The 24,256-nt window shown below is 69.9% G+C and carries 19 protein-coding genes; 9 read left to right on the forward strand and 10 right to left on the reverse strand.

Translation table 11 applies throughout. The features are described from left to right. A partial coding sequence (locus tag E8A74_RS31215) for an alkaline phosphatase family protein (RefSeq protein WP_136932764.1) occupies positions 1-1,369 on the forward strand: 1,369 nt, incomplete at its 5' end. 9 nt (positions 1,370-1,378) lie between these two features. On the opposite strand, the gene E8A74_RS31220 is transcribed toward E8A74_RS31215, so the two are convergent. Further along, positions 1,379-2,152 (reverse strand): hypothetical protein, encoded by a 774-nt coding sequence (locus E8A74_RS31220; protein ID WP_136932765.1) that lies wholly within the window; start codon positions 2,150-2,152, stop codon positions 1,379-1,381. A 473-nt stretch (positions 2,153-2,625) separates the two neighbouring features. Between E8A74_RS31220 and E8A74_RS31225 the strand changes: the two genes are divergently transcribed. Both E8A74_RS31225 and E8A74_RS31230 read left to right on the forward strand, forming a co-directional pair. After that, complete coding sequence (locus tag E8A74_RS31225) at positions 2,626-3,861, forward strand: AAA family ATPase (protein ID WP_136932766.1); 1,236 nt, start codon at positions 2,626-2,628, stop codon at positions 3,859-3,861. Positions 3,862-3,869: 8 nt separating this feature from the next. Beyond that, on the forward strand, positions 3,870-4,724 hold the full coding sequence (locus tag E8A74_RS31230) for a DUF4435 domain-containing protein (RefSeq protein WP_170229512.1): 855 nt from the start codon (positions 3,870-3,872) through the stop codon (positions 4,722-4,724). On the opposite strand, the gene E8A74_RS54150 is transcribed toward E8A74_RS31230, so the two are convergent. Further along, complete coding sequence (locus tag E8A74_RS54150; protein WP_211365486.1) at positions 4,725-6,089, reverse strand: hypothetical protein; 1,365 nt, start codon at positions 6,087-6,089, stop codon at positions 4,725-4,727. Between the two features lie 147 nt (positions 6,090-6,236). Here E8A74_RS54150 and E8A74_RS31245 point away from each other — a divergent pair, with 147 nt between their 5' ends. Continuing rightward, positions 6,237-9,041, forward strand: a complete 2,805-nt coding sequence (locus E8A74_RS31245) for a Kelch repeat-containing protein (RefSeq protein ID WP_136932769.1) — start codon at positions 6,237-6,239, stop codon at positions 9,039-9,041. Positions 9,042-9,104: 63 nt separating this feature from the next. Here the strand turns inward: E8A74_RS31245 and E8A74_RS55065 are convergent, their stop codons facing one another. The 7 genes from E8A74_RS55065 to E8A74_RS31295 all read right to left on the reverse strand — a co-directional run bounded on the left by E8A74_RS55065 (position 9,105) and on the right by E8A74_RS31295 (position 17,687). After that, entirely contained in the window at positions 9,105-12,362 is a 3,258-nt protein-coding gene (locus tag E8A74_RS55065; RefSeq protein ID WP_232379831.1) for a DVUA0089 family protein, read from the reverse strand. A 145-nt stretch (positions 12,363-12,507) separates the two neighbouring features. Next, entirely contained in the window at positions 12,508-13,320 is an 813-nt protein-coding gene (locus tag E8A74_RS31270) for an alpha/beta fold hydrolase (protein WP_136932770.1), read from the reverse strand. Positions 13,321-13,363: 43 nt separating this feature from the next. Beyond that, a complete protein-coding gene (locus tag E8A74_RS31275; protein WP_136932771.1) occupies positions 13,364-14,857 on the reverse strand; it encodes an ATP-binding protein in 1,494 nt (497 codons plus the stop codon). Beyond that, entirely contained in the window at positions 14,850-15,533 is a 684-nt protein-coding gene (locus tag E8A74_RS31280) for a response regulator transcription factor (protein ID WP_136932772.1), read from the reverse strand. The genes E8A74_RS31275 and E8A74_RS31280 overlap by 8 nt, the downstream gene beginning before the upstream one ends. Further along, positions 15,530-16,213 carry a hypothetical protein gene (locus E8A74_RS31285; RefSeq protein WP_136932773.1) on the reverse strand — a complete coding sequence of 228 codons (684 nt, stop codon included), beginning with the start codon at positions 16,211-16,213 and terminating at the stop codon, positions 15,530-15,532. Before E8A74_RS31285 ends, E8A74_RS31280 begins: the two co-directional genes overlap by 4 nt. Next, complete coding sequence (locus E8A74_RS31290; RefSeq protein WP_136932774.1) at positions 16,210-16,989, reverse strand: hypothetical protein; 780 nt, start codon at positions 16,987-16,989, stop codon at positions 16,210-16,212. The genes E8A74_RS31285 and E8A74_RS31290 overlap by 4 nt, the downstream gene beginning before the upstream one ends. Next, positions 16,986-17,687, reverse strand: coding sequence for a hypothetical protein (locus tag E8A74_RS31295; protein WP_232379832.1), 702 nt, complete (start codon positions 17,685-17,687; stop codon positions 16,986-16,988). The genes E8A74_RS31290 and E8A74_RS31295 overlap by 4 nt, the downstream gene beginning before the upstream one ends. A 197-nt stretch (positions 17,688-17,884) precedes the next feature. Between E8A74_RS31295 and E8A74_RS31300 the strand changes: the two genes are divergently transcribed. Further along, positions 17,885-18,931 carry an NAD-dependent epimerase/dehydratase family protein gene (locus E8A74_RS31300; RefSeq protein ID WP_136932775.1) on the forward strand — a complete coding sequence of 349 codons (1,047 nt, stop codon included), beginning with the start codon at positions 17,885-17,887 and terminating at the stop codon, positions 18,929-18,931. 160 nt (positions 18,932-19,091) lie between these two features. After that, the gene (adhP, locus tag E8A74_RS31305) at positions 19,092-20,150 is read left to right on the forward strand and encodes an alcohol dehydrogenase AdhP (RefSeq protein WP_136932852.1); all 1,059 of its coding nucleotides are present in this window, start codon (positions 19,092-19,094) and stop codon (positions 20,148-20,150) included. Here the strand turns inward: adhP and E8A74_RS52920 are convergent. Next, a complete protein-coding gene (locus tag E8A74_RS52920) occupies positions 20,134-20,748 on the reverse strand; it encodes a hypothetical protein (RefSeq protein WP_170229514.1) in 615 nt (204 codons plus the stop codon). The genes adhP and E8A74_RS52920 overlap by 17 nt on opposite strands. Positions 20,749-20,754: 6 nt before the next feature. On the opposite strand from E8A74_RS52920, the gene E8A74_RS52925 reads away from it, so the two are divergent. The 3 genes from E8A74_RS52925 (at position 20,755) to E8A74_RS31320 (ending at position 24,177) form a co-directional block, all read left to right on the forward strand. Beyond that, positions 20,755-21,828, forward strand: a complete 1,074-nt coding sequence (locus E8A74_RS52925; RefSeq protein ID WP_170229515.1) for a MopE-related protein — start codon at positions 20,755-20,757, stop codon at positions 21,826-21,828. A gap of 77 nt (positions 21,829-21,905) precedes the next feature. Continuing rightward, a complete protein-coding gene (locus E8A74_RS31315; RefSeq protein ID WP_170229516.1) occupies positions 21,906-23,282 on the forward strand; it encodes a metallophosphoesterase family protein in 1,377 nt (458 codons plus the stop codon). Positions 23,283-23,292: 10 nt separating this feature from the next. Then, on the forward strand, positions 23,293-24,177 hold the full coding sequence (locus E8A74_RS31320) for a coiled-coil domain-containing protein (protein ID WP_136932778.1): 885 nt from the start codon (positions 23,293-23,295) through the stop codon (positions 24,175-24,177). The last annotated feature ends 79 nt before the right edge of the window (positions 24,178-24,256 follow it).

A 24,256-nucleotide genomic window follows, 5' to 3' on the forward strand; every position in this document is an offset into this window, starting at 1 on the left:
GGGCGTCGGCGGCGCGGGGGGCGCGGGGGGCGCGGGCGGAGCCGGCGGCGCGGGCGGAATGGGCGGCGCGGGCGGCGCGGGCGGCGGCGATCCGGGCGAAAGCTGCACGGATACGGGCGGCCTCACGCCCGAGGAGCTGCTCGCGCCGATCGACACGTTCGTGATCCTGATGATGGAGAATCGCTCGTTCGACCATTACCTCGGCAGCTTGCGCCTGGTCGAAGGCCGCGACGTGATCGGCCTCGACGGCACGGAAAAGAACCCGGCGCCGGACGGATCGTCGGTCCCCGTCTGGAAGCTCGCCGATTTCACCCCCGAGGACCCGCCGCACAACTGGGACGCCGCGCATACGCAGTGGAATGGCGGCAAGAACGATGGGTTCGTCCTGGCGCATGCGGGATCGGCCCAGGCGGACGTGATGGGGTATCATATCCGGGAGCAGCTCCCGATCCTGTATGCGCTGGCCGACGCGCATGCCGTGTGCGAGCGGTGGTTTGCCTCGGTCATGGGACCGACCTGGCCGAACCGGTATTACCTGCACGGCGCGACGAGCAAGGGGCAAAAGGGGAACCTGCCCGTCTTCGGGTATGACAGCGTCTTCAAGTACCTCGACGAAGCCAAGGTGAGCCACAAGGTCTATTACCACGACATCGCGTGGTGCTCGGGCGCGTATCTGAAGACGAGCGGGCTCGCCAAGATCGAGAAGTTCTTCGAGGACGCGGCGGCGGGCACGTTACCGAACGTGGTCTTCCTCGACCCGCAGTTCTTTGGCGCGGGCGCGAACGACGACCACCCGGATCACGACATCCGGCTCGGGCAGGCGCTCCTCGCGAGCGTGTACACGGCGCTCGCCAAGAGCCCGCAATGGGGCCGGTGCATGTTCATCCTCACCTACGACGAGCACGGCGGGTTTTTCGACCACGTCGCGCCGCCGACGACACAGGACGACGAGGACGACTTCAGGCAACTCGGCTTCCGCGTGCCCTCCCTCGTGGCCGGCCCGTTCGCGCGGAAGGGATGCACGGTGGGCACGACCTTCGAGCACGTCTCGGTGATTCGCACCTTGTGCCGGAGGTTTGGTTTGCCGACGTGGAACAAGCGGATTGCCGCGGCGAACGATCTCTCGTCGTGCCTCCAGCCGGCGTATTTCGCGGACCCGCGGCCCCCGGTGGAGCTGCCGCCGGTGGACATTTCGATGGCCGAGCTTCTGGCGCGCCGCGAGAACACGGAGGCGCACGCGGAGCTGCGGGAGGTGCTCGATCGAGGGCTCGTTCCGGAGCACCTCGATCGGCGCGGGGAGGGAATGGAGATTGCGAAGCGGGTGATCGAGGCGGGGGCGAAGCTGGGAGCGGTGCGAATTCGGGATTGATCGAATGCGTCAGCCGGGCGCGCCGGAGGCCTCTTCGGGCGCCTGGCTGCGATCGCCGCGCGGGCCGTAGAGGTGCGTCAGCTCGAAGGCGGCGGCGAGGGCGGGTTGTTTCGCCTCGCGGGCCGCCGCGCGCGCGGCTTTGCGGGCGGAGCGGGCGAGCGTGACGATGATCCCGTCGATCAGATCGAGCTGCTCGGTCGCGGCCACGGTGCTTTGCCCTTCGCGCTCCTTGGCGGCGGCGCGCAAGGTGCTCGCGGCTTTCCCGAGGCGCGCGATGGCGTCCGGGCCGCCGCGGTCGTGCACGACGGCCGCCACGCCTTGCTGGTTCAAGGCCTCGCGCAGGGTGTCGAGCTGGATGGCGAGCTTTTCGGCGTCGTCCTGGGAAGCGCGTGTTTGATCGAGGGCGACCTCGATCGAATGGGCGGCCGTCTCGTCGCCCTTTTCTTCGAGCGTATTGCGGCCGGTGTGGAGGATGCTGCGGGCGGTCTCGCGGACGCTTTTCCCTTCCTTCAGCGCAGCGACGAAGCCCTTGTTCGTGAGCTTGCGTTGTCCTGCGACCTCGGCGCGCCCGACGCCGGCATCGATGAGGGAGCCGCGCGCGTCCGAGAGCCGGGCGCCGTCGGCGGCATTGAAGCCGTGGTGTTCGAGGGCGGGGGCGTACTTGTGGAGGGCTTCGAGGGTCTTGTTGGCCTGGTTCAGGGTATCGGTGGAGCCGAACTGCTTGCCGATGCGGAGGTACTCCTGGCGTGCCTTGGGAGCGATGGTGGTTGTATCGAGGGGCATGGGGTGTCCTTTCCGTGAGAGGAAGGCGAGGCGTGATGTCGCGTGATGACGGTAACGCACCGGGGCGTCTCGGAAAGGACGGAATTGTGCTCTGGAGCGCTGGGGGGCGTCTCGAAGTTGACGGGAGGTGCCTCGAAGCGGGGCCGGGGCGTCTCGGAGGAGGTTCGGGGCGTCGAGGTACGGGGAGGGAGCGCCGATGTACGGGGAAGGGGGCGTCTCGAAGGAACTCGTGGGCGTCGATGTACGGAGACGGGGGCGTCTCGGAGGAGCTGCCGGGCGTCGAGGTACGGGGACGGGGGCGTCGCGGAGGAGCTGCCGGGCGCCGAGGTACGGCGAGGGAGCGCCGATGTACGGGGAAGGGGGCGTCGCGGAGGAGCTGCCGGGCGGCGAGGTAGGGGGGCGGGGAGGGGCGGCGAGCCGAAAGCGGCGCGAGGTAGCGGTCGCTGGGTGATCCGGGTAGGCTGGCGTCCACCATGACGACCAGCCCGCGGGTACGGCGGATCAAGGTGAAGGGTCTGTTCGGGATCTTCGACCATGAGATTCCGCTCAATATGGCTGAGCGGATCACGATCCTGCATGGGCCGAACGGGTATGGGAAGACGAAGATCCTGGAGATGGTGGATGCGCTCCTGGATGGACCGCTCGATGAGCTGACATCCGTACCTTTCGAATCATTTGCGGTTGAGTTCGAAGCGGGCGGGATCCTGGAGGTGGTTCATACCTGTCATTCGGACGGCCTCTATGAAGGGCTTACGGACCTCGCGGGGCTTGTCGTAACCTACCAGCGGTCCCCTGCAATGAAGCCGGAGGTCATGGAAGGCGCTGATCTCCTCCCCAAGCTTCCGTTCGGTGATCTCGATGATTTGAGGGCGAAGGCTTCGCGTCAGGTACACGAATGGATCGGCGAGAGGTGTGGTGAGACGAGGACCCTATCGATTGTTACCCAACGCCTCCTTCAGGAACATCGTCCCTCCCGGTTCGAGCAACAGATCGTCCCCGCGGTCCTCGGGCATTCGGACGCCGTCGTGCAACTTATCCAGGTAAAACTCGCGGCATACGCGGCGCATGCCCAGGTGCTGGATAGCACGTTCCTCGATCGATTATTTCAACCGCAGCAGGTGCTCTCCGTCGGCGAGGCGGAGGTCCGCTTGCAGCATCTCGAGGAGAAGCGAGCGCGGCTGATTCGACTCGGGGTGCTCGAACCCGAGCGCGAAGCTCCCAGGAAGCTACCGCCGCTCGAAGAATCGAAGCGCGACGTTCTTACGGTGTACCTCGATCATACGGAGAGCAAGCTCGAGGTGCTCGAAGACCTCGCGCGGCGGATCGATCTACTCACGGCAGCCATCAACAGGCGTTTCGCCTACAAGCGTATGAGCATCTCGCGGGAGGATGGCTTCGTGTTCCACTCCTTGTTCGACGGGTCGATCATCCCGCTGGAGAGCCTTTCTTCGGGCGAGCAACACGAACTCGTCCTCCTCTCCACGTTGCTCTTCCACGTGAGCCCTGGTGTCCTGGTCCTCATCGACGAGCCGGAAATTTCTCTCCATCTCGCCTGGCAAAGTGAGTTCCTCGACGATCTCTTGGAGATGGTCAAGCTGGGCGGCTTCGACGTTCTCGTCGCCACCCACTCCCCGGCCATCATCAACGATCGCTGGGACCTGACGGTCGAGCTGAAGGGCCCGGAGTTGCCCGCCAAGGCCGCCGAATGAGCAACGCGATGCGCGATGCTATTGACGGTGCGTACATCGCCAACAGCATCCGGATGCTGCGCTCTCATCACCGCGGGTCCTTCCTCGTCGTGGAGGGGGAGAGCGACAAGCGGTTCTTCGACTGGTTCATCGACAAGGGCGCATGCAAGATCGTCGTGGCCTACGGGCGCGACAAGGCGCTCGATGCGCTTCAACGCTTGCAGACTCCACCCCTGGGCGGCGTTCTCTTCGTCCTTGACGCCGATTTCGACATCCTCGAAGGCCGGAGCCCTCCTTCCGTGAGCGTGGTTTTCACGGATACGCACGACCTGGAAACCATGCTCCTCGCCTCGCCGGCCTTCGAGAAGCTGCTTTTGCAGGTCGCGAAAGAGGAAAAGGTCGACAAATTTCGCGAGCAGCACGGTGACCTGCGCGCGTGCCTCCTCCGATGCGGGAAAGAGCTCGGCTACTTGCTTTGGCTGTCCCGGAAGGACGGGCTCAATCTCAAGTTCGAGGGGCTCACATTGGGCGACTTCATCAACGAGAAGACGCTCCTTCTCAATCCAGCGGAGATGGTCAAGGCCGTCGCGAATCACTCGCAGCGCCTCGACCTCAAAGGCGAGGCGTTCCTCGCCCGGCTCACGGCCATGCACGACGACGCCCACGATCCCTGGCATGTGTGCTGCGGGCACCACCTGACCGAGATCCTGGCGCTCGCCCTGCGCAAGGCGTGGGCGACGAACGACCGAGGCAAGCTCGATGGGTCGATGGTCGAGCGGATGCTGATGCTCGCTTACGACGAGGGGCTCTTCGCCACGACGCAGATCTACGCGTCCATCCGCACCTGGGAGGCGTTGCATCCCCCATTCATCGTGCTCCGCTGATCAAGGCACCATCGTCGCCGCCACATGCGTCACATTCGCCACCCCGGGCACCGCCGCCAGCGTCGCCTGCGCCCCATTCACCCGCGCATGTTTCAGCGTCCCGCCCGTCGTATACACGATCTCCGCGTCGGCCCCTGACAACCCCGGGAGCACGACCGGCATGGAGGACGGCGTCTGCGGGACCTCGATCGTCGTGGCCGCGCCCCACGCCCCGTCCTTTCCGCGCACGAAGTAGATCCCGTCGTTCAGCACGCCGCGATACGCCACGACGAAATCCCCCGCGGCCGTCGCAGCCACGGCCGGGGAAAGCCCCGTCGTCGCCGTGCCCACGGTCTCCTCCGCAGACCACGTATTCTGCGGGGTGACGAGCTTGACCATGCAGATCCGATTGTCGCCTTGCCGCACGTAGAACATGCGCACGTCCTGATCCGCGTCGACGAGCACGAAGGGGCGCAGCCAATTCGCGACGAGCGAGGTCGGCACCTGCGCCGAAGGCGTCCACGCGCTCCCGGGGCCGATCTTCGCGAGGGAATAAAGGTGCGCGTCGTCGCCCGCATACACCGCGTACACCCCCGCCGCGCCGTCGCTCGCGAGGGCCGTCGCGCTCGGGCCGAAGGCCTGGAATTGCACCATGCCCGCGGGCATCGGCCCGAACGGGCCAAAGGCGCCGCCCTCGTGTTGCGCGAAGTAATGCTTGTTGTCCGTGCCGAGGAACGTCATCAGCGTGGCCACGCCGAGCGGGGAAGCCGCGGGCCCATCCTGCGCGAATCCGAAGCTGCCGACCTTTTGCACGGCCCCGAAGCCCCCGGCCTTCGTCCACGTCGCCCAGAAGAGCTCGTTGTTTTCGGCCGCATTCGCGCTCTGGCGCCGCAGGACCGCGACCACGCCCTCCGCGCGGGGCGCGAGCCCGGCCGCGGAGAACTGGAGGTTGATCGAGCCCGTGGCCCAGCCGGCGGCCGGATCGTAATGGGCTTCCCCCGCGCCCGGGCCCGCGAGCACGAGCATCGTACCCGTGGGATTCCCGCCCCCGGCGCCGCCCGCGCCGCCCGCGCCGCCCATACCGCCCGCGCCAGCCATACCGCCCGCGCCAGCCATACCGCCCGCGCCGCCCGCGCCGCCCATTCCCCCGGCGCCGCCGCCGCTGCCGCCCGCGCCGCCCATTCCACCCACGCCGCCGCTGCCGCCCATTCCGCCATTCCCACCGCCCGCGCCGCCCGTTCCGGTGCTGCTCGCGGAGGACGACGAGGACGAACTGCTCGCGGCGATCGAGGCGCCTGCCCCGGACGTGAAATCAGGCAACTCGGAGCCTTGCGCGCAGCCGAAGAGGGGGACGAGCGCCGCGAGCGCGACGAGGCGGGGAAGCATGCGCCAGTTGTCGCTCGAATCCGCGCTGCGTCAAGATTTCGGATTCGAACCCGAGAGGCGGGCCCGTCCCGGTCATGAAATGGGAGAAGATTCCGCCGCGGCCACTTTCCCTTGACGGTCAAGGGGTTGACGCGGATATCGTCGCGCATGCGTACGACTTTCATTTTTCGTCACCTCGCCCCTGTTCTCCTCGTCGTGCCGCTCGCCGCCGCGCTCGGGTGCAATGGCGCCGAGGCCCCGCCACGTCGCGCCGCGGCGCACGGCCTCGGCGAGGCCGCCTCGGCGCTCACGGCGCCACGCTGGGACGTGGCCCCGCCCATGAACGTCGCCCGGAGCGGGCACACCGCGACACGTTTGTCCGATGGCAAGGTCCTTTTGGCCGGCGGAGGGAGCGCGACGGCCGAGGTGTACGACCCGGCCACGAATGCATGGACGCTCGTCGCGCCCATGGCGACGGCGCGCACGCGCCCGACGGCGACCCTGCTGCCGAGCGGGAAGGTGCTCGTGGCCGGCGGCAACACCGACGCCGTCGAGATCTACGACCCCGCCACGAATACGTGGATGCCCGCCGCGTCGCTCCTCGCGCAACGCGAACGTCATACCGCGACGCTGCTGCCCGATGGCCGGATCCTCGTGGCCGGCGGCGAATTCGAGGGGTGGATGTTGAAGACGAGCGAGATCTACGATCCCGCCACGGATACGTGGACCGCCGCGGCGTCGATGGCGCGGGAGCGCACCTCCCACACGGCGACGCTGCTGCCGAACGGCAAGGTCCTCGTGGTGGCCGGGATGGACGAAGGCGGCGACCCGCTCAAGGCCGTGGAGCTCTACGATCCGGCAACGGACACGTGGGCCCCCGAGGGCGCGGTCGAGAATCGCTACAACCACACCGCGACGCTGCTCGGGAATGGCAAGGTGCTCGTCGCCGGCGGATACACCGATTACGGCGGGGAGGGCTACCAGGCCCCGAACCGCAGCGCGGAGCTCTACGATCCGGCGAGCCAGGCCTGGTCGGTCGTGGCGCCGATGGGCGTCGTCCACGAGCTGCACACGGCCACGCTGCTCGCCGATGGCCGGGTGCTGGTCGCGGGCGGCGGCGCGACCGTGGAGGCGTACGATCCGGCGACCGGGAGATGGTCGCTCGGCAAGTTCCTCCATACGAACCGGAGCGACCACACGGCGACGGCGCTCGCGGACGGGCGTGTGCTCGTGGCCGGCGGCGGGAGCACGAGCGTCGAGCTGCTCACGCTCGCCCCCCCGGGCGAGGCTTGCCTCTTCGCGGGCGAATGCGCGAGCGGCTTCTGCGTCGACGGCGTCTGCTGCAATGCCGCGTGCGACGCGGGCGCGTGCGACGCGTGCGCGGTGAGCGCGGGCGCGTCGGCGAATGGCACGTGCACGCCGCTGAGCGGCGCCGTGTGCGGGAGCGCCGACGGGTGCACGGCAAACGGCGTCTGCGAGGCGGGTGCGTGCGTCGGGGCGATGCCGGTCGGCTGCCAGTTCGGGTGGACGCCGGCCGGGAGCATGCCCGTGCCTCGGCAAGCAGGCACGTGGGCCGAGCTCGCGGACGGCCGCGTGCTCGTGGCCGGAGGGTACGACAACAACTGGACCGATACGCTCTCCGCGCACCTCTACGATCCGGCGACGAACGCCTGGAGCGACGTCGCGCCGCTCTCGCAGGTGCGCCGCAGCGCCGCGTCGATCCGGGTCTCGACCGGCGAGATCCTCGTCGTGGGCGGGGATGGGCCTTCGACGGCCGAGGTCTTTGATCCGGCGAGCCAGACGTGGACGCTCACCGGTTCCATGGTCGCGCACCACGATGTGAGCGCCGCTCTCGTGCGGCTCCCCGACGAGCGGATCCTCGTCGCGGGCGGCGGGACGGACGTCGCCGAGCTTTACGATCCGGCGACGAAAGCATGGACCGCGACGGGCTCGCTCTCCGTTTCGCGCGGGGGGGCCTCGGCGGTGCTCTTGCAAAACGGGAAGGTGCTGGTGAGCGGCGGCGCGGGGGATCCGGCGACGGCGGAGCTCTACGATCCGGCCACGGGGACTTTCTCCCCGGCCGGGACGCTGACGTTCGCGCATGCCGGGCACCAGGCGACGCGGCTGCTCGACGGCCGCGTGCTCGTGGTGAGCGGCAATGGCGCCGATCGATATGACCCGGCCACGAATGCGTGGACGCCGACGCAGGCGTTGCTGATGCCGCCCGCCGAGTTCACGGCGACGCTGCTCGGCACGGGTCGGGTGCTGGTCACGGGCGCGCAGAACATCCCGCACGCGCAGGTCTACGATCCGGCGACGAACGACTGGACGGTGACCGGGCCCCTGGACGTCGCGCGCCGACGTCACACGGCGACGTTGCTCGGAAATGGCCTGGTGCTGATCGCGGGCGGCACGGAATGGGGAGGCGGCAACCAGTGCGACCTCCGCAGCGCCGCGGTGTACAACCCCGCGACGAATGGCTGGTCGACGGTGGCGGCCATGGGCAAGACCCGCCGTTACCCGTCCGCCGTGCAGCTCGAAGGCAATCGTGTCCTGGTCTTCGGGGGGCTCCTGGGCAGTTGCTCGTCCGGCGACGGCGACCCCGAGGCCCACGGAAGCGCGGAGATTTACGAGGGCGGCGTCACCCCGGAGGGCAGCGGCGGAAGCGGAGGCGTGGGCGGCGCCGGGGGAATGGGCGGCGCGGGTGGAATGGGCGGCGAGGGTGGAATGGGCGGCGGCGCCGGCGGCGCGGGTGGAATGGGCGGCTCCGGCGGCGCGGGTGGAATGGGCGGCGCCGGCGGTTCCGGCGGTATGGGTGGCGTGAGCGGCACCGGCGGCGCGGGCGGCGCCGGTGGCGACGAGGTGCCGGGCGGCGGCTGCCGCGCCGCAGCCGGATCCATGGAGAACAGCGGAAGGGGACTCGCGGCCCTCGTGGCCCTGGGCGTCCTCTTCGGGCGCCGCCGCAAGCGCTGAAGCGCGAAGGAGGCCCCGCGATGTTCCGCTGCTGCGGGCCATCGCGGGGGCTTCGCGGGGGGATCACCGAATCGTGATCGCGAGCTTGTAATCGAACACGGCGATGGGGTTGCCCGGCGTCGCCGAGAAGGGCGAGGCCTGCACGAGCAGGTAGTACGTGCCGCCCGCGAGGTTCTTCGCGAACGCATGCGGCGGCGTCGCGCCGAGGCCGTCGATCGCCGAGCAATACCCGCGACCGCCGTCGTCGTCCACGCCGAGCTCCAGGCCCGTCGCATCGAAGAGCATCAGGTAGCTATCGATGGGATCGGCCCCGTTCGCGCACGACTCCGCGGCCGTGCCCTCGATGATCTCGGCCCGGAGCGACTTGCCCGCCGGGACCGTGATCTCGAAGTAATCGTCATCGTCGAAGGCCATGTGCAAGCCCGAGACGACCGTGTCCCAGCCCGTCATCCCGGTCGCTTCGGCCTGCTGGTTGTTCGGCTCGTTCTCGGGGCCGCCGTCGGCGAGCACCTTTGCCCGCAGCATGTACGAGGCGATGGTCCCATCGTTGTTCGCCTCCTCGACGCCGACGTAATACACGCCCGCGGCGAGGTTCAGCGTGAGCGCCGAGCAGGTGCCCTCGCCGCTCACGTTGTCCGTTTCGAGGAGCACCCCGGCGGCATCGAACAGGTTCAGCGTCGACGTGAAGCCGCAGCCGATGCCCGTGTCGTTCAGCGTCTCGAGCACGAGCGCCGCGTCCGCCGCGAGGTCGATGCGGAAGAGGTCGACGTCGCCGGCCACGGCGATCGAGCCGACCACGTTGGCGCTGCCCGTGAGCAGCAGGCCGGCGTCCGCCTGGGCCGTCGAGTTGTTCGGTTCGATCTCGCCCAGCACCTCCAGCGCGCACATGCCGGAGCAGCCGTCGCCGTCCATCAGGTTGCCGTCGTCGCAGGCCTCCGTGCCGTCGAGCAGGCCGTCGCCGCAGGTCGGGATGCGATCGCAGGTCGCCTCGCAGCCGGCGCCGCCGTCGCACTCCTCGCTGCCCTCGACCACGCCGTTGCCGCAGGTGGACTCGATGGCCATTTCGAGCAGGTAGCCCGGGATGACCGTGTTGTTCTCGAAGTCCTCGACCTTGACGAAATACGTGCCCGGGGCGAGGCGCCGCGCGCCCGCGTGCGTCTTGCCCGAGATGCGCGAGCAGATGTTGATGCCGCCGTCGTCCGCGTTCGCGAGCTCGGTCGTGCCGTCGGGGCCGTAGAGCGTGATCACGGTGTCGAGCGGCAGCGCGCACGAGCCGGGGCCGTTCGCGTCGTACGTTTCGAGGCGGATGTCCGAGGTCGCGCTCAGCGTGAAGCTGTGGAAGTCGATGTCGCTGCCCGGGTTGATCGCGCCGCTGACGATCGCGTACGGCGTGAAGGGGCCGCTCGCGGTCGCCGAGGTGTTGTTCGGCTCGATCTCCGGCGTCGACTCCTTCATGCACGTAGCGTCGCAGCCGTCGCCGGGCGTCGTGTTGCCGTCGTCGCACGTCTCGGGCGCGTCGATCTTGCCGTCGCCGCAGACCGCGATGCGATCGCACGTCATCGCGCAGTTGGCGCCGCCGTCGCACGCCTCGGCGCCCTCGACCTTGCCGTTGCCGCACGTCGCGTCGAGCGTGACGAGCAGGCGGTAGCCGGGGATCTCGTTGTTGTTGAGGAAGTCCTCGACCGAGACGAAATACGTGCCCGCCGGCAGGTGCCGGGCCGCGCTGTCGCCGGGCTTTTTCGAATCGATCTTGCCGCACGCGCCGAGGCCGCCGAGGTCACGCTCGAGCAGGACCGTGGTGCCGTTGGTGTCGTAGAGGCGGAGCAGCGTGTCGACGCCGACGCACGAGCCGGGGCCGTTCACGTCGAACGACTCGACCGTCAGATCACTCGTCTGGTCGAGCTTGATCGCATAGACGTCGACGTCGGTCGCCGGGGTGATCGCGCCCTGGTAGAGCACGGGCGGGGCGAAGCCGCCGGACGCCTGCGCGCTCGTCTCGTTCGGCTCGGTCTCCATGAGGATCGACGTCTCGCAGGTCGCGCTGCAGGTGTCGCCGTCCATCGTGTTGCCGTCGTCGCAGGTCTCGGGCGCGTCGACGAAGCCGTCGCCGCAGACCGGGACGCGGTCGCACGTCGCCGCGCAGCCCGCGCCGCCGTCGCACTCCTCGGCGCCGCTCACGGTGCCGTCGCCGCAGAGCGCGTCGTACGTCACGGCGAGCTTGTAGCCAGGGATGGTCTTGTCGTTGCCGGTCTCCTCGACCTTCACGTAGTACGTGCCCGCCGGGAGGTGCCGCAGCGCCGCGTTCGCCGTGCCGTCGAGGCGCGAGCACGCGTTCGTGCCGTTGTCGTCGTCCGAGGCGATCACCGTGGTGCCGTCGGACCCGTAGAGCGTGACGAGCGTGTCGATGTTGAGGCAGCTCGTGGGGCCACTCGCGTCGTAGGTCTCGATGTGGAGATCGACCGTGGCGGGCACGGTGATCTGGTACCAATCGGCGTCACTGCCGGGGGTGATCGCGGCGCTGATCAGGACGCCCGGCGAGAACGGGCCGTTCGCCGTGGCCGTGTTGTTGTTCGGCTCGGTCTCCGTGAAGGTGTCGACCACGCACGTCGAGCTGCAGCCGTCGAGGTCCTTCGTGTTGCCGTCGTCGCACGCCTCGGTGCCGGCCACGATGCCGTCGCCGCAGGTCGTGTTGCACGCGCTCGGCTGACCCGTGCAGGTCCAGCCGTTCTCCAGGACGCACGCGCTGCAACCGTCCATGTCCGTCGCGTTGGCGTCGTCGCACGCCTCGGCGCCAACGACGATGCCGTCGCCGCATTCGCTGACGCACACGCTGGGCGCGCCCGCGCACATCCAGCCCGCTTCCTGCGCGCACGTGGCGTCGCAGCCGTCGCCGGCCGTGGTGTTCGCGTCGTCGCATGCCTCGGCGCCGGTCAGGTCGCCGTCGCCACAGACGTCCATCGAGCCGCCCATGCCGCCTTGGCCGCCCATGCCGCCCATGCCGCCGCCGCCTTGGCCGCCCATGCCGCCTTGGCCGCCTTGGCCGCCCATGCCGCCGCCGCCTTGGCCGCCTTGGCCGCCTTGGCCGCCTTGGCCGCCCATGCCGCCCATGCCGCCGCCGCCTTGGCCGCCTTCGCCGCCGACGCCGCCGACGCCGCCTTCACCCCCCATGCCGCCAGGGCCGCCGCCTTGACCGCCGGATCCGCCTTGTCCTTGCGGAATCTGGCTCCGATCGACCGCCGCGATCAGCTCGCAGCCCATGGATCCGAACGATCCAAGGCCGAGCACGAGCGCCATTCCAAAGTGCCTCGTTAGCCTCGTCATGCGCGATTCTTCGCTCCCAATGGTTAGCGATGTCTCGCCCGACGCCTGCGCCGAGACGCATACCCGAGGGCCTCTGCAAGCGAAGAGCCCGGATACCTCAATGAATCAACGGGCCGGCGTCAAGCCTTCGTTGTCCATCTTCCCATCACGCGAGCGTCGCGAGGAACGAGCGCACGGCGTCGTCGAAGGCTCGAGGCGCATCCATGTTCACGCAGTGGTTCGCGTCCGCGATCACCACATCGCCGCGACACGAGGGATCCCGCCGGGCCCACGCGGGCCCTTGTTTCGCGATCGATCCGGCGCGGCTCAGCGCCCCGCGCACAAGCAAGAACGGCTTCGGGATGCGGGCGTCCGGCTCGTCACGGATGCAGCCGAGGACGGCCATCATCACCTCGAGCGTCTCGTGCTTTTCGAGGCGCCTCATCGCCTCCAAGCAGGACTCACGCACGCTCTCCAAGGCCGAGATCGAGCGCGCGCTCTGCCTAAGCAAGGCGTCGTAGGGATAGAGCCGGAGCATTGCGGGCGTGAGCCGCACGCCGAGGCGCTCCATCCAGGAGAGCTCCGCCGTGTTGCACGCGCAATCCACGAGCACGAGCGCGCGCACGCGATCGGGATGCCTCCGGACGAGCTCCTGCGCGAGGTTCCCTCCCATGCTTTGCCCCACGTGCACCGCCGGTGGCGCGCCGATCGCGTCGAGCAGCGCCACCAGGTCGTCGATCACCGTCTCGACCGTGAAGCGTGTCCCCATCGGTCGCGAGAGCCCGTGCCCGCGCACGTCCCAGAGGAGCACACGATGGTGCTCGGCGAGCGCCGCGACGTTGTCGCGCCACATCCGATGATCGAGCCCCGCGCCGTGGGTGAGCACGACGAGCGGGCGCCCCGCGTCGCCGACGAGCCAATAGTGAAGCGGACAGCCTTCTCGCTCGAGGACACGCGGCTCCGGATCCACCCACGTCATCCGATGCAAGGTAGGTGCTCCGCGCGGCGGCGAGGAGGCACTTTCACCGGCGGCAGGGAATCTCCAGCGTGAACGTGACCCCGTGGCCGGGGCGATTGTCGACGATCACCCGCCCGCCGTGCGCCTCCGCCACGCTCTTCACGATCGCGAGCCCGAGCCCCGTGCCGTCGCGATCCGCGTCCGTCGTGAAGAACCTGTCGAAGATACGCGGCAGGATCGCGGGCGGCACGCCGGGGCCACGATCCTCCACGGAGATGCGGATCACGGCCTCGGGCGGCCCTCCCTCGACGCGGAGCCGCACCGGCTCGCCCGGCGGGGAGAATCGCACCGCATTGTCGAGCAGGTTCCCGAGCGCCGTCTCGACGTCCGTGGGCCGGCAGAGCACGTCGCGCACGCGCGCCGCATATTCGACGAGGACCGGCTGATCCGGACCCGACGCGCGTTCCTTCGCGGCGAGCGCGAGCGCCGAGAGGTCACACGCGCGCATCGGCTCGGCCGAGGCCTCGATGCGCGAGAGCTGGAGCAGGCGCGAGACCAGCCGATCGAGCCGCTCGACGTCGAGCTCGATGTTCCGCAAGAAACGCACGCGCGCCTCCGGGTCGTCGTGCGCGCCTTCCCCGAGCAGCTCCGCCGCGCCGCGGATCGAGGTGAGCGGCGATTTGAACTCGTGCGCCACGTCCGCGGCGAACTCCGAGATGTACCGCATGCGCGTGTCGAGCCGCTCTTTCATCGCCGCGAACGACTCGCCGAGCTCGCGGATCTCGCCGCCGCCGCCGATCGGGACGACCACGTCCCGCTCGCCCGCCGCGATGCGCTTGGCCGCGCGCGAGAGCCGGCCGAGCGGGCGCGAGATGCTCCACGCGAGCACGAGCGTCACGAGGCCCGTGCCGAGGAGCGCGACGAGGAGCACACGCCCGAGGCCCGCGCGGATGCGGTAGAGCTCGAAGAGGACGGGCTGTGTCGAGCGCGCGACGTACACGGCGCCCGTCACCACGCCGCCTACGCGGATCGGCTCTGCGAGGAAGAGGATGACGCCCGGGTCGCGGTCGCGGATGCGCGTGCGTGTGGCCTTTTTGCCCGCGAGCGCCGAGCGCACCTCGAAGCGCTCCGCGAGCGCCGGCCACTGCTCGCCGGGCGCCGCGGGCACGTCGAGGGCACGCCGCACGTCCCGCGGGCGCGGGAGCCTCAACGGCGGCGGCGGCTCCGGCCCCTCGGGCGGCCCCTCCGCGTGCGAGTCGGCCCTCACCTCGCCGTCCTTGTCCACGAGCCGGATCCGCGTCCGCGTCCGCTGCGCCGCCGTCGCGAGGATCTTTTCGTGCGCCGGGTCCCCGAGCGCGCGGCCCGCGGCGAGGTCTTGCTCGACGAACGATCGCACGAGGACGGCCTGGTTCGACATGTCGCGCTCGAGCGCGTCGAGCAGCTCCCGCTCGTGGATCCGCGCGAATTCGAGCCCGATCGCGGGCACGAAGAGCGCGAGCAGGTTCACCGCGAGCAGCCGCACCCGGATGCGGCCGAGCAGGACGAGCAGCCTACGCACCGGCGACCTTGTACCCGACGCCGTGCACGGTCGCGATCGGGTCCTCGCCGCCGGCCGCGCGGAACTTCGCGCGGATCCTGCGGACGTGGGTGTCGATCGTGCGCTCGGTGATGAGGTTGTCGTAGCGGTAGGCGCGCGTCATGAGCTGGCTGCGCGAGAGCACGATGCCGGGGCGCTCGAGCAGCGCGCCGAGCAGGCCGAGCTCCGTCGCCGTGAGCGTCACGGGCGCGCCGTCGAGCCGCGCCTCGTGGCGCTCGACGTCGACCTCGATCCGGCCGTGCGTCAGCACCTTGCGTGCCGCCTCGCCCGGCGCTTCGAGCCTGCGGAACAAGGCTTTTACGCGCGCCACGAGCTCGCGCACGGAGAAGGGCTTCGTGAGGTAGTCGTCGCCGCCGAGGTCGAGCCCGAGCACGCGATCGATCTCGTCGCTGCGCGCGGACAGGAACAGGATCGGCACGCGGCTCTCCACGCGGATGTGGCGGCACGCGGAGAGGCCGTCGACCTCGGGGAGCATCACGTCGAGGATCACGAGGTCCACAGAGCCCTTCGCGACGGCCTCGATCGCCTCGCGGCCGTCGGTCACCACGGAGACCTCGTAGCCCTCCTTGTGCAGCGCGTACTGCAAAACCTCCCGGATGCGCGCCTCGTCGTCGACGACCAGGATGTGCTTGCTCACGTCTCGATCGGCTCCTCGGCCCGGAGGCTCTCTTCAGCTTCGAGGGCAGCGCCGAGGCCCTCGACCCGCGCCTGCACCTCCGAGACGATACCACCGATGTCCGCCGCGGAGGATCCGCTGAAGCGCGCCACCGTGACCTGCGTGCGCAGCGCCTCGGCGAGCGCACAGAGCTCCTCCAGGGCGCGCGTGTCCCGGTCGCGCAGCGAAGACAGACGGCGGACGTTGTCGAGGTCGAGCCGCGCCGTCGCAAGCGCGCGGCTCGATCCCGAGGCGCGCTCGATCTCGCGCACGCGCGCCTCGGCCCGCCCGAGATCAAAGGCGTCTTTCCGGAGGAGCGCTTCGAGCTCGGCGTGCCGCTGCACGCGCCGCTCGACCTCCGCCTCGATCCGCGCCGCGGCCTCGGCCGGCAGCACGCTCGCGAGCGGCGTCCCCCGCGACGCCGCGACGGCCTCCCCGAGCGCCGTCTTCACACGGACGAGCGCGTTTTCCGCGGCGCCCTTCGGCACATCCACCGCGCGCTTCGCGGTCAGCGCGATCGGCGCCCAGAGCGGCCAGAGCGGCACGGCCAGCGCCGCCGACATCGCCGCGCGCGAGCCACCTGCGGGGGACGATCGGTAGATCGCCACCGCGCAGCAAATCCCCGCGACGAGGTAGAGCACCGACAGATCCCGCAGGCTCATTGCCCACCCTCCTCCGCGTCGTTGTCCTCCTCCAGCACCTCGCGCGACCGCGTGCGTTGGTTGCGCTCCCACGCATCGGACGCAGGGGCAGGCGGCGCATCGATCCGATACGGCCGGTCGCTGTAGATCGCGGCCGACGTCAGGCTCGTCAGCACGGCTTCGGCAAAACTGCCCTCGCGCTCCCGCAGGAACGGGATGTTCGTCGCGCGCGGCCGCACCAGGTACGGACGCAGGATCCATGCGGTTTGTCCTCCGACCGCGAAGAACACGCCGATGAACGCGATCGCCGTCGTGATGCGCCCTTTCCCATCGCCGAGCCCTCGCACGAGCAAGGAGAGCGCCGCGAACCCGGCCACGGCGTACGCGCACGACGCCACGATCGCCGCCGTGTGGTAGCCCATGCCGAGATCGAGCATCAGCCAGAGCGCGGGCGCGAACGCGAGCAGCACGAGCGACGATCGCCCCGCCGACGCGAGCGCGAGCGCCACGATCGAGCGCATCGGCCAGGGCCGGCCGAGCACCGCGGCGAGCGCGTGGAACGCCGGCACCGAGAGCGCGAGCGTCGCGAGCACGGCGAGCGGCACCTTGGCGGCGCCGTAGAAGATCTGCGCGCCGCCGCGGAAGCTCCCGATCACGCCGCCGAACGCAGCGGCGCCGAGCGCGATGGAGGCGAGCGAGGTCGCGGCGATGGCGCGCACCTCCGGGTCGTCGTCGCGGCAAGCGCGGGCGATGTCTCCGGGCGCGCGAAGCAAGCGGGCGAGGACGGTGGCGCTCACGGGGCACCTCCGAAGATCGGCAGCGTGCTCCACCAGACCCGCGCCGACAGCGCCGTCGCGAAGATCGCGAAGCCGGCGAGCGCGAACCCGCTCATCGTCCGCACGCCCGCGGAGGCGCGCCCGAGCGGCGTCCCGATCGCCCCGAGGAACGCGCGCAGCCCGAAGGCCCCGGCGAGGATCAGGCCGAGCCCCGCGGAGAACGCGGCGCCGATGCGCGAGCTCGACGTCGTCACGAAGAGGGCCATCGCGGGCGCGAGGCCGCCGAGCACGAGGCCCGTCGTCGCCGCCCCGCGCGCCGCGGCCTTCACCGCGGCCGGCGGGTCGATCGGCGCATCGAAGAGCGTGAGCACGATGAAGAGCGCGGGCACGCCGAGCCCCGCGACGGCGAGCGGCGCGAGCGGCACGGCGGCCGCGTGCTTCAGGATCGAAAGACCGCCGTCCCGCGTCCCGATCGAGAGCCCATAGAGCGCCGACAGCGCGAGCGCCGTGGCAAACCTCTGCGCGTCGTCGCGCAGCGCGCCCGGGGCGCCTTCCGGCCCGCCGCCGAGCAGCGACTTCGCGAACGACGGCGTGCCCTCGTCTGCGGGCATGGGCGGCGCGACGCGCGTCTCTTCGGGCGGATCCGGGGGCGTGACTTCCTGGGGTTCGGGCGGGGCGTCGCCCGCGAGGGCATCGACGTACGAGGCGTGGGCTTGCATCTTTCCTCCGGTGCTCGCGGCCGTGGCCGCGCCAGACCTCGCTTTCGTATCCCGCCGGTTTGGCGCTCCTCTGCCTTCCTCGCGGAAGACTCGTGGAATGAATGCGACGAAATTGTGGCAGGATGGATCCTCGTTGATCCACCCCTGCTCCGCCGTTCCGTTGGTTCGGCTTCGGCTTCGCTGCTAGAAGGGGAGCCATGCACGTTCTCGTCATCGGCGGGACGCGGTTCGTCGGGCCGCTCCTCGTGCACCGGCTGCTCGCGGGGGGGCACCAGGTGACCTTGTTCAATCGCGGGACCCTGCCGGATCCGTTCGGCGCGCGGATCGAGCGGCTCCAGGGCGATCGGACGACGGCGGATCTGTCGCGGCTCATGCAAAACCGCCACTTCGACGCGGCGGTCGACTTCGCGGCCTACCGCTGGGAGGACACGCGCAGCGCGGTGGAGGCGCTCGGCGGCCGCGTGGGGCACTACGTCTTCATCAGCACGGGCCAGGTCTACCTCGTGCGCGAGGGCGCCCCGCGGCCTTCACGCGAGATCGATTATGACGGCCCCGTGATGCCCCGCCCCACGGACGAGGACGAGCTCGCGAACTGGGAGTACGGCACGGGCAAACGCGACTGCGAGGACGCGCTCGTGGAGGCCTTCGAGAAATCGCGATTCCCTTCCACGCGGGTCCGTATCCCCATCGTGAACGGCGAGCGCGACCATTATCGCCGGCTCGACCGTTACCTCCTCCGCCTCGTCGACGGCGGCCCGGTCATCGTCCCGGATGGTGGGACGCAGCCGGTTCGTCACGTCTATGCGGGCGAGGTCGCGCGGTTCCTCGTGGAAATCCTCGGCCGCGAGCCGACGTTCGGCAAAGCGTACAACGTCTGCCAAAAGGAGACGCCCTCCCTCCTGGAGCTGCTCGCGATGCTGCAAGGAATGCTCGGATCCCGGGCCAAGCTCGCGCCCGTCGCGTCCGCGGACGTCCTCGCCGCGGGCCTCGACCTCCGCGCCGTCTCGCCGTTCAGCAGCAAATGGATGTCGATGCTGGATCCCTCGAAGGCCGAGGCCGAGCTCGGCTTCCGCCACGAGCCGCTCGCCACGTCCCTCGGCAAGATCGTCGCGAGCTTCCTCGCGTACGGGTATGCGACGCCGCCGGACGGATATGAGCACCGGCCGAGGGAGATCGAGCTCGCCGAGCGCTGGCTCAAGGAGCGGGCGACGGTGCGGCCTCCGCCCACGATGCGCTTCGAGTAGCCCGCCTCCGCGCGGAACGCAGCATCTGCGCCGCCACGCAAGGCGCGCGCCTCCCCAGCCCGCTCGCTCCGCCCTCCCGCCGAAACACAGGCATTCGTGGAGATGGCATGGCCCTTGCCGAGGGGTTGGCGCAAAAGCCACCTGCACCGGGAGAGCGATGATGCAACGTACGATGAAGGCCGCGGTCGTTCGGGCGTTTGGACAACCGCTTGCCATCGAGGAGGTCCCCGTCCCCGCGCCGAGCGCCGGCGAGGTCCTCGTTCGAATCGTGGCGAGCGGGGTTTGCCATACCGACCTCCACGCAGCGAACGGCGATTGGCCGGTCAAACCCGCGCTCCCGTTCATCCCCGGCCACGAGGGCGTCGGGTACGTCGCCGCGCTCGGCGCCGGCGTCACCACGCTGAAAGAGGGCGACCGCGTCGGCGTCCCCTGGCTCCACAACGCCTGCGGCGCTTGCGATTCTTGCATCACCGGCTGGGAGACGTTGTGCCCGTCGCAGAAAAACACGGGCTATTCGGTCAACGGCGGCCACGCCGAATACGCCGTCGCGTCTGCGGCGTACGTGGGACGGATTCCGGACGCGCTCAGCTTCGTCGAGGCGGCGCCGATCCTCTGCGCCGGCGTGACCAGCTACAAGGGCCTCAAGGAGACGGAGGCGCGCCCGGGGCAATGGGTCGTCATCTCGGGCATCGGCGGCCTCGGGCACCTCGCGATTCCTTATGCGAGAGCGATGGGCCTGCGCGTCGTGGCCGTGGACGTGGGCGCGGACAAACTCGAGCTCGCCCGCGAGCTCGGCGCCGAGCTGGTCGTCGACGCCCTCCACGCCGACCCGGCGGCCGAGGTCCAGCGGCACATCGGCGGCGCGCACGGGGCGCTCGTCACGGCGGTCTCGCCGGGCGCCTTCCGCCAGGCCCTCGGGACCCTTCGCTCCGGCGGGACGTGTGTGCTCGTCGGCCTGCCGCCCGGCGATTTCCCGACGCCGATCTTCGACGTCGTGCTCAAGCGCCTGACGCTTCGTGGGTCGATCGTGGGCACCCGCATGGACCTGAAGGAAGCGCTGGAGATTGCCGCGCACAACGGGATCAAACCCACCACCGAGGTCCAGCCGCTCGAGGCGATCAACCATGTTTTCGCGCGGATGAATGAAGGAGCGATCCACGGGCGTGTGGTGCTCGCCCTTCGTGAGGACGAAAAGAAGTTGGTCAGCGCTGCGCCGTGAGGGTGGTGCGACAGAAGACCGCACGTTCGCCGGACTGCGACGGCGGGCAAACGCGTGTCTTCCGCGGCCCGCCTGCGGGGCTCGTGGCCTTCGCCGCCCCGCGCTCGCGCCGCTGGGCCGGCGTCTCCGGCTCGATACGCTCGCCGCGGTCGACCTTCGCGTCCTGCGTTCCTCCCGTGCCGTTGCCCATTCCGTTGAACCAGTTCGAGGGGCCCGTGCCCGGATCGAGCGCCGGGTAGAACATGGCCGCCGGCACGTCGTTCGCGTCGGGGTGGTCCACTTTATACGCCTCGGCGGGTTCGCCGGGAGGAACCGCGTGCTCCGCGTCGTTCCGCACCGGCCCCATCGTGCCCTCGTCGTAACGCCCGTTCACTTCGCGCTCGCCGCCTCGCTCGTCCGCGACCGCCTCTCCCGGCACGGCGGTCACAAGCAGCAGCGTCTGCGCGCGCGGGAGGTGCTCCTCGCTCGACGGCGCGTCGTACGAATTCTGCGGCCCGAGCAGCGCCGCCCCGCCGAGAAGCAGCACGTGCGCGGCCAGAGAAAAGCCGTGGCAGAGCGCGGGGACGACAGACTTCAAAGAGGGGAGGGCGGGGCTCATGTCCATGTGTCGTGGTCCTGGGGCGAGCGGCTCCTCACGGACAGCGCCGCGCGCTCCAAGTTCCCGGCATTCTTGCGGCCCCCCCACGATCCAGGCATCCTGCCGATCCTGTTCATGCGCGTGTCCACCTTCGCCCTCGCCCTCGCCGTGCCCGCCCTGCTCCTCGCCTGCGGCGCTCGCAGCGATCCCACGGAATTCGATCTCGGGAGCGGGGGCGGCGGCGGCGCGGGCGGCGCGGGCGGCGGTCCTCCCGTCTGCACCGTCGAGCTCTGCAACGGCGTCGACGACGATTGCGACGGCGTGATCGACGAGGAGAGCCAGAACGCGGGCGCCGATTGCATCACGGACCTCCCTGGCATTTGCAAGGACGGCACGGTGGTCTGCACCGGAGGCGCCCTCGCGTGCGCGCCGGACCAGGACCCGAAGCCGGAGATCTGCGGAAACGGCATCGACGAGGATTGCAACGGCATCATCGACGACGCCTGCGCCAAGGGCAACGGCTGCAGCGACGATACACGCGAGGTGTTCGTCGACGAGCAGCAATTCCCGCACTTCGCCGCTTGTTCGGGCGGATGGAGCATCCCAGGCCTGGGTTCCCTCCCGCAATGCAATCACCTCGCCGGCGACACGAGCCCGAATCCGAGCGGTGACGGCTGCAGCGCGGCCGATCTCTGCTCGCCAGGCTTCCACATCTGCAAGGGCTCGGACGACGTCGCCTCGCGCTCGCCCGGGGGCTGCTCTGGCGTGGGCTTCCCGCCGAACGTCTTTTTCGCCACGCGGCAGGGCTCGACCGGCTGCGGCATCTGCACGCTCGGCACCGACGAGGATCCCGACATCTGCAATGGCTGTAGCTGCGGCGGGAACTGCAAGACCACCGAACTCACGGCGAACGACCTCTTCGGCTGCGGCACGCTCGGCGAGTTCCACGACAACTGCGGCGTCCTGAACGTCACCTCGAACAACGGTTGCGGCGCGCTGTTCTGGCCGTGGCAATGCGGGAACGGGGATCTCTGCGCCGAGGCGCACAACGTCACGAAGCCCGGCCCCGAGGGCGGCGGCGTGCTCTGCTGCGCGGATTGAGCAGGGCGGTGGGCCTTGACGTCCGCGCGCCGTCCGCGTTTCATGATCCCATGCCGTCGGGTGGGCCGAGGCTCTGCGTGCTCCACATCTCGGACCTGCATTTCTGCGCGACCGAGGCGCGCGGCCACTACTGGAACACCGAGGCCACCGAGCTCGCCGTCGCGCCCCACAACCGCCGCGGGCTGCTCGGCAGCCTGCTCTACGACCTCCGCAACGAGGGCCTCACGCCCGATCTCGTCGTCGTCTCCGGCGATCTGCTCGACCGCGGCAACGAGACCGGCGTCGAGCCCGTCGTCGTGTTCCTGAAGGCCCTCGCCGAGGGCCTCGGCCTGTCGGTCTCGCGGCTCGTGATCGCCCCGGGAAACCACGACGTCCTGCGCGGAGGTGAGCCCGCGGGCCGGTACGTCCTGTACGACCGCATCCGCGCCGCGCTCTACGGCGACACGCGCCCGGCCTTCGCGGAGGGCACGCCGCCGCACAAGCGCGTCGAGCACCACGTCTTCGAGGACCTCGACGTCGAGGTCGTCGCGTTCAACTCCTGCGAGGAGCTCGAAGCGAGCGCGCAGAAGGAGCACGGGTCGGTGGGCGTTGGCCAGCGCGACCACGCGGACGGGCTCCTCCGGCGCACGCGGAGCAAGGGCCACTTCCGGATCGCGGTCGTCCACCACCACCTGGAGAGCCCGGCGGGCGTCGGGCGCACCGATTACAGCGTGATGACCGACGCGGGCGGCATGCGGCGCTGGCTCGCGCGCGAGCGATTCCAGCTCGCGCTCCACGGCCACCAGCATGTCGATTGGCACGACGTACGCGAGCTCGACGGCTGGTTCCTCGCCATCGCCGCGGCGGCGAGCGCGGGCGTCGCCGAGTATGGCCGCAAGGAATGGGCGCTCCCCATTGCCTACCAGATCCTCGTCGTCGAGGGCCCGACGCGCGGGCGCCGCATTCGCCGCGAATACGATCCGCAAACCATGGAATGGGCCGACGCGGGCCGCGGCGAGGACACCCAAGCCCTCCGGTTCGGCCCTGCGGACGCGGCCGTCTCCTCGGGCCCCGCGCGGGAAGGGCAAGAAGCCAAGGCCCCTCCCCCGGAGGAAGCGGCCCCGCCGAGCCTCACGCGCAAGGGCCGCATCGCCGTCAAGATCCAGCACCTCGAGCGCGCGATCGACTCGCACCGCAGCACGCTCCGTGTGCAGCTCGTGAGCCTCGGCGCCGCCGTCTTCCTCGCCGTCGCGCTCGCGGCCTACCTCTTCCGCATGTTGCCGCCGGTCCTCTCGGTCTCGGGCGGCTTCGCGCTCCTCTTCGCGGGCTCGATTGGGCTGCCGATGCGCCTTGCGTCGTATCGCGATGCGATCGACAGGCTTCATTTCTTGAAAGACGGTTATCAGCGTTGCGCGTCGCACCGCGACGACGAGCTCGTGCGGGTGCTCGACGAGCGATTCCAACGGCTCATTTGAAGGGCGAGCCATGAGCATGGACGAAAAAGACAAGTTGGAAGCGGAGCTCTCGGCGCTCGAACATCGCGCGCGCTCGCGGCGCCAGCGGAGCATGCTCGTGACGCTCGTCCCGGTCCTTCTGACGGCGCTCATCGTCGTGTACTTCGCGATCGACATCGCCCAGAAGAACGTGGAGCTCTACGACACGCGCAAGGCCAGGGAAGAGCTCGACCAGAGGCTCAGCGAGGGGCAGGCCAAGCTCGACGAGGTCGAGAAATCACGAAAGAAGCTCGAAGAGGAGACCCGCCGTCTCGAGGATCGCAAAAATGACCTCGAAGCGTACCTGCGCAACCAGCGGGGGGAATTGCACCCCTCCGCCACCGCTGGGGCAACAGCGGGGGCGCCCCGCACCACCGATACCCCCGAGAGCGTCGTGCTGGCCGAGGAGGGCAAGGTCCCCGAGGGATTGCGTCCGACGCCGCGCGTGAGGGTGGCGCAGCGCCCCGGCGTGCGCGGCAGTTTCGTGTTCGACGTCCTCCTCTCGCTCGACGTGCCCGAGGCGCAGAAGGAGATGATCAAGCGCGTCGTGTACGATCTGAACCCGGTCTTTTACATCGCGAAGAGCGAGCTCGTCGGCGGCAACGCGCCGTCGTTCGAGGCTGCGGTCACGGTCAACGCCTGCAAATCGACCGTCGTCGTGAAGATCGAGCTCCGCGACGGCTCCCGCATGGAGCTCGATCTCGACTGGTGCCGGGCCGAGGGATGGCCGCAGAAAAGAGCGGAAAAACAAATCGTCGAGAAGCAGAGCCCGCAGGAAGTCGAACGGTTGCTCGGTACGGCCTCGCCGCAGCCGCACGCGACCCCGCCGCTCCCGCCCATCGTCAATGACCGGTTCGTCGACGATCCGTACCGGTAGGACCCGTCCGGATCCTCTCCACGCGCTCCACGGTTTCAATGTGTAGCCGTTTTTCCTGCCAGGCGATCGACGCGTCCAC

The sequence above is a fragment of the Polyangium fumosum genome (genome assembly GCF_005144585.1).
GTDB lineage: Bacteria > Myxococcota_A > Polyangia > Polyangiales > Polyangiaceae > Polyangium > Polyangium fumosum.

What these genes read in the sequence shown, in the direction of transcription:
- E8A74_RS31220 (WP_136932765.1), bottom strand. Translation starts at nt 2,152, where the DNA reads ATGCCCCTCGATACAACCACCATCGCTCCCAAGGCACGCCAGGAGTAC.
- E8A74_RS31225 (WP_136932766.1), top strand. Translation starts at nt 2,626, where the DNA reads ATGACGACCAGCCCGCGGGTACGGCGGATCAAGGTGAAGGGTCTGTTC.
- E8A74_RS31230 (WP_170229512.1), top strand. Translation starts at nt 3,870, where the DNA reads ATGCGCGATGCTATTGACGGTGCGTACATCGCCAACAGCATCCGGATG.
- E8A74_RS54150 (WP_211365486.1), bottom strand. Translation starts at nt 6,089, where the DNA reads ATGCTTCCCCGCCTCGTCGCGCTCGCGGCGCTCGTCCCCCTCTTCGGC.
- E8A74_RS31245 (WP_136932769.1), top strand. Translation starts at nt 6,237, where the DNA reads ATGCGTACGACTTTCATTTTTCGTCACCTCGCCCCTGTTCTCCTCGTC.
- E8A74_RS55065 (WP_232379831.1), bottom strand. Translation starts at nt 12,362, where the DNA reads ATGACGAGGCTAACGAGGCACTTTGGAATGGCGCTCGTGCTCGGCCTT.
- E8A74_RS31270 (WP_136932770.1), bottom strand. Translation starts at nt 13,320, where the DNA reads ATGACGTGGGTGGATCCGGAGCCGCGTGTCCTCGAGCGAGAAGGCTGT.
- E8A74_RS31285 (WP_136932773.1), bottom strand. Translation starts at nt 16,213, where the DNA reads ATGAGCCTGCGGGATCTGTCGGTGCTCTACCTCGTCGCGGGGATTTGC.
- E8A74_RS31295 (WP_232379832.1), bottom strand. Translation starts at nt 17,687, where the DNA reads ATGCAAGCCCACGCCTCGTACGTCGATGCCCTCGCGGGCGACGCCCCG.
- E8A74_RS31300 (WP_136932775.1), top strand. Translation starts at nt 17,885, where the DNA reads ATGCACGTTCTCGTCATCGGCGGGACGCGGTTCGTCGGGCCGCTCCTC.
- adhP (WP_136932852.1), top strand. Translation starts at nt 19,092, where the DNA reads ATGCAACGTACGATGAAGGCCGCGGTCGTTCGGGCGTTTGGACAACCG.
- E8A74_RS52920 (WP_170229514.1), bottom strand. Translation starts at nt 20,748, where the DNA reads ATGAGCCCCGCCCTCCCCTCTTTGAAGTCTGTCGTCCCCGCGCTCTGC.
- E8A74_RS31320 (WP_136932778.1), top strand. Translation starts at nt 23,293, where the DNA reads ATGAGCATGGACGAAAAAGACAAGTTGGAAGCGGAGCTCTCGGCGCTC.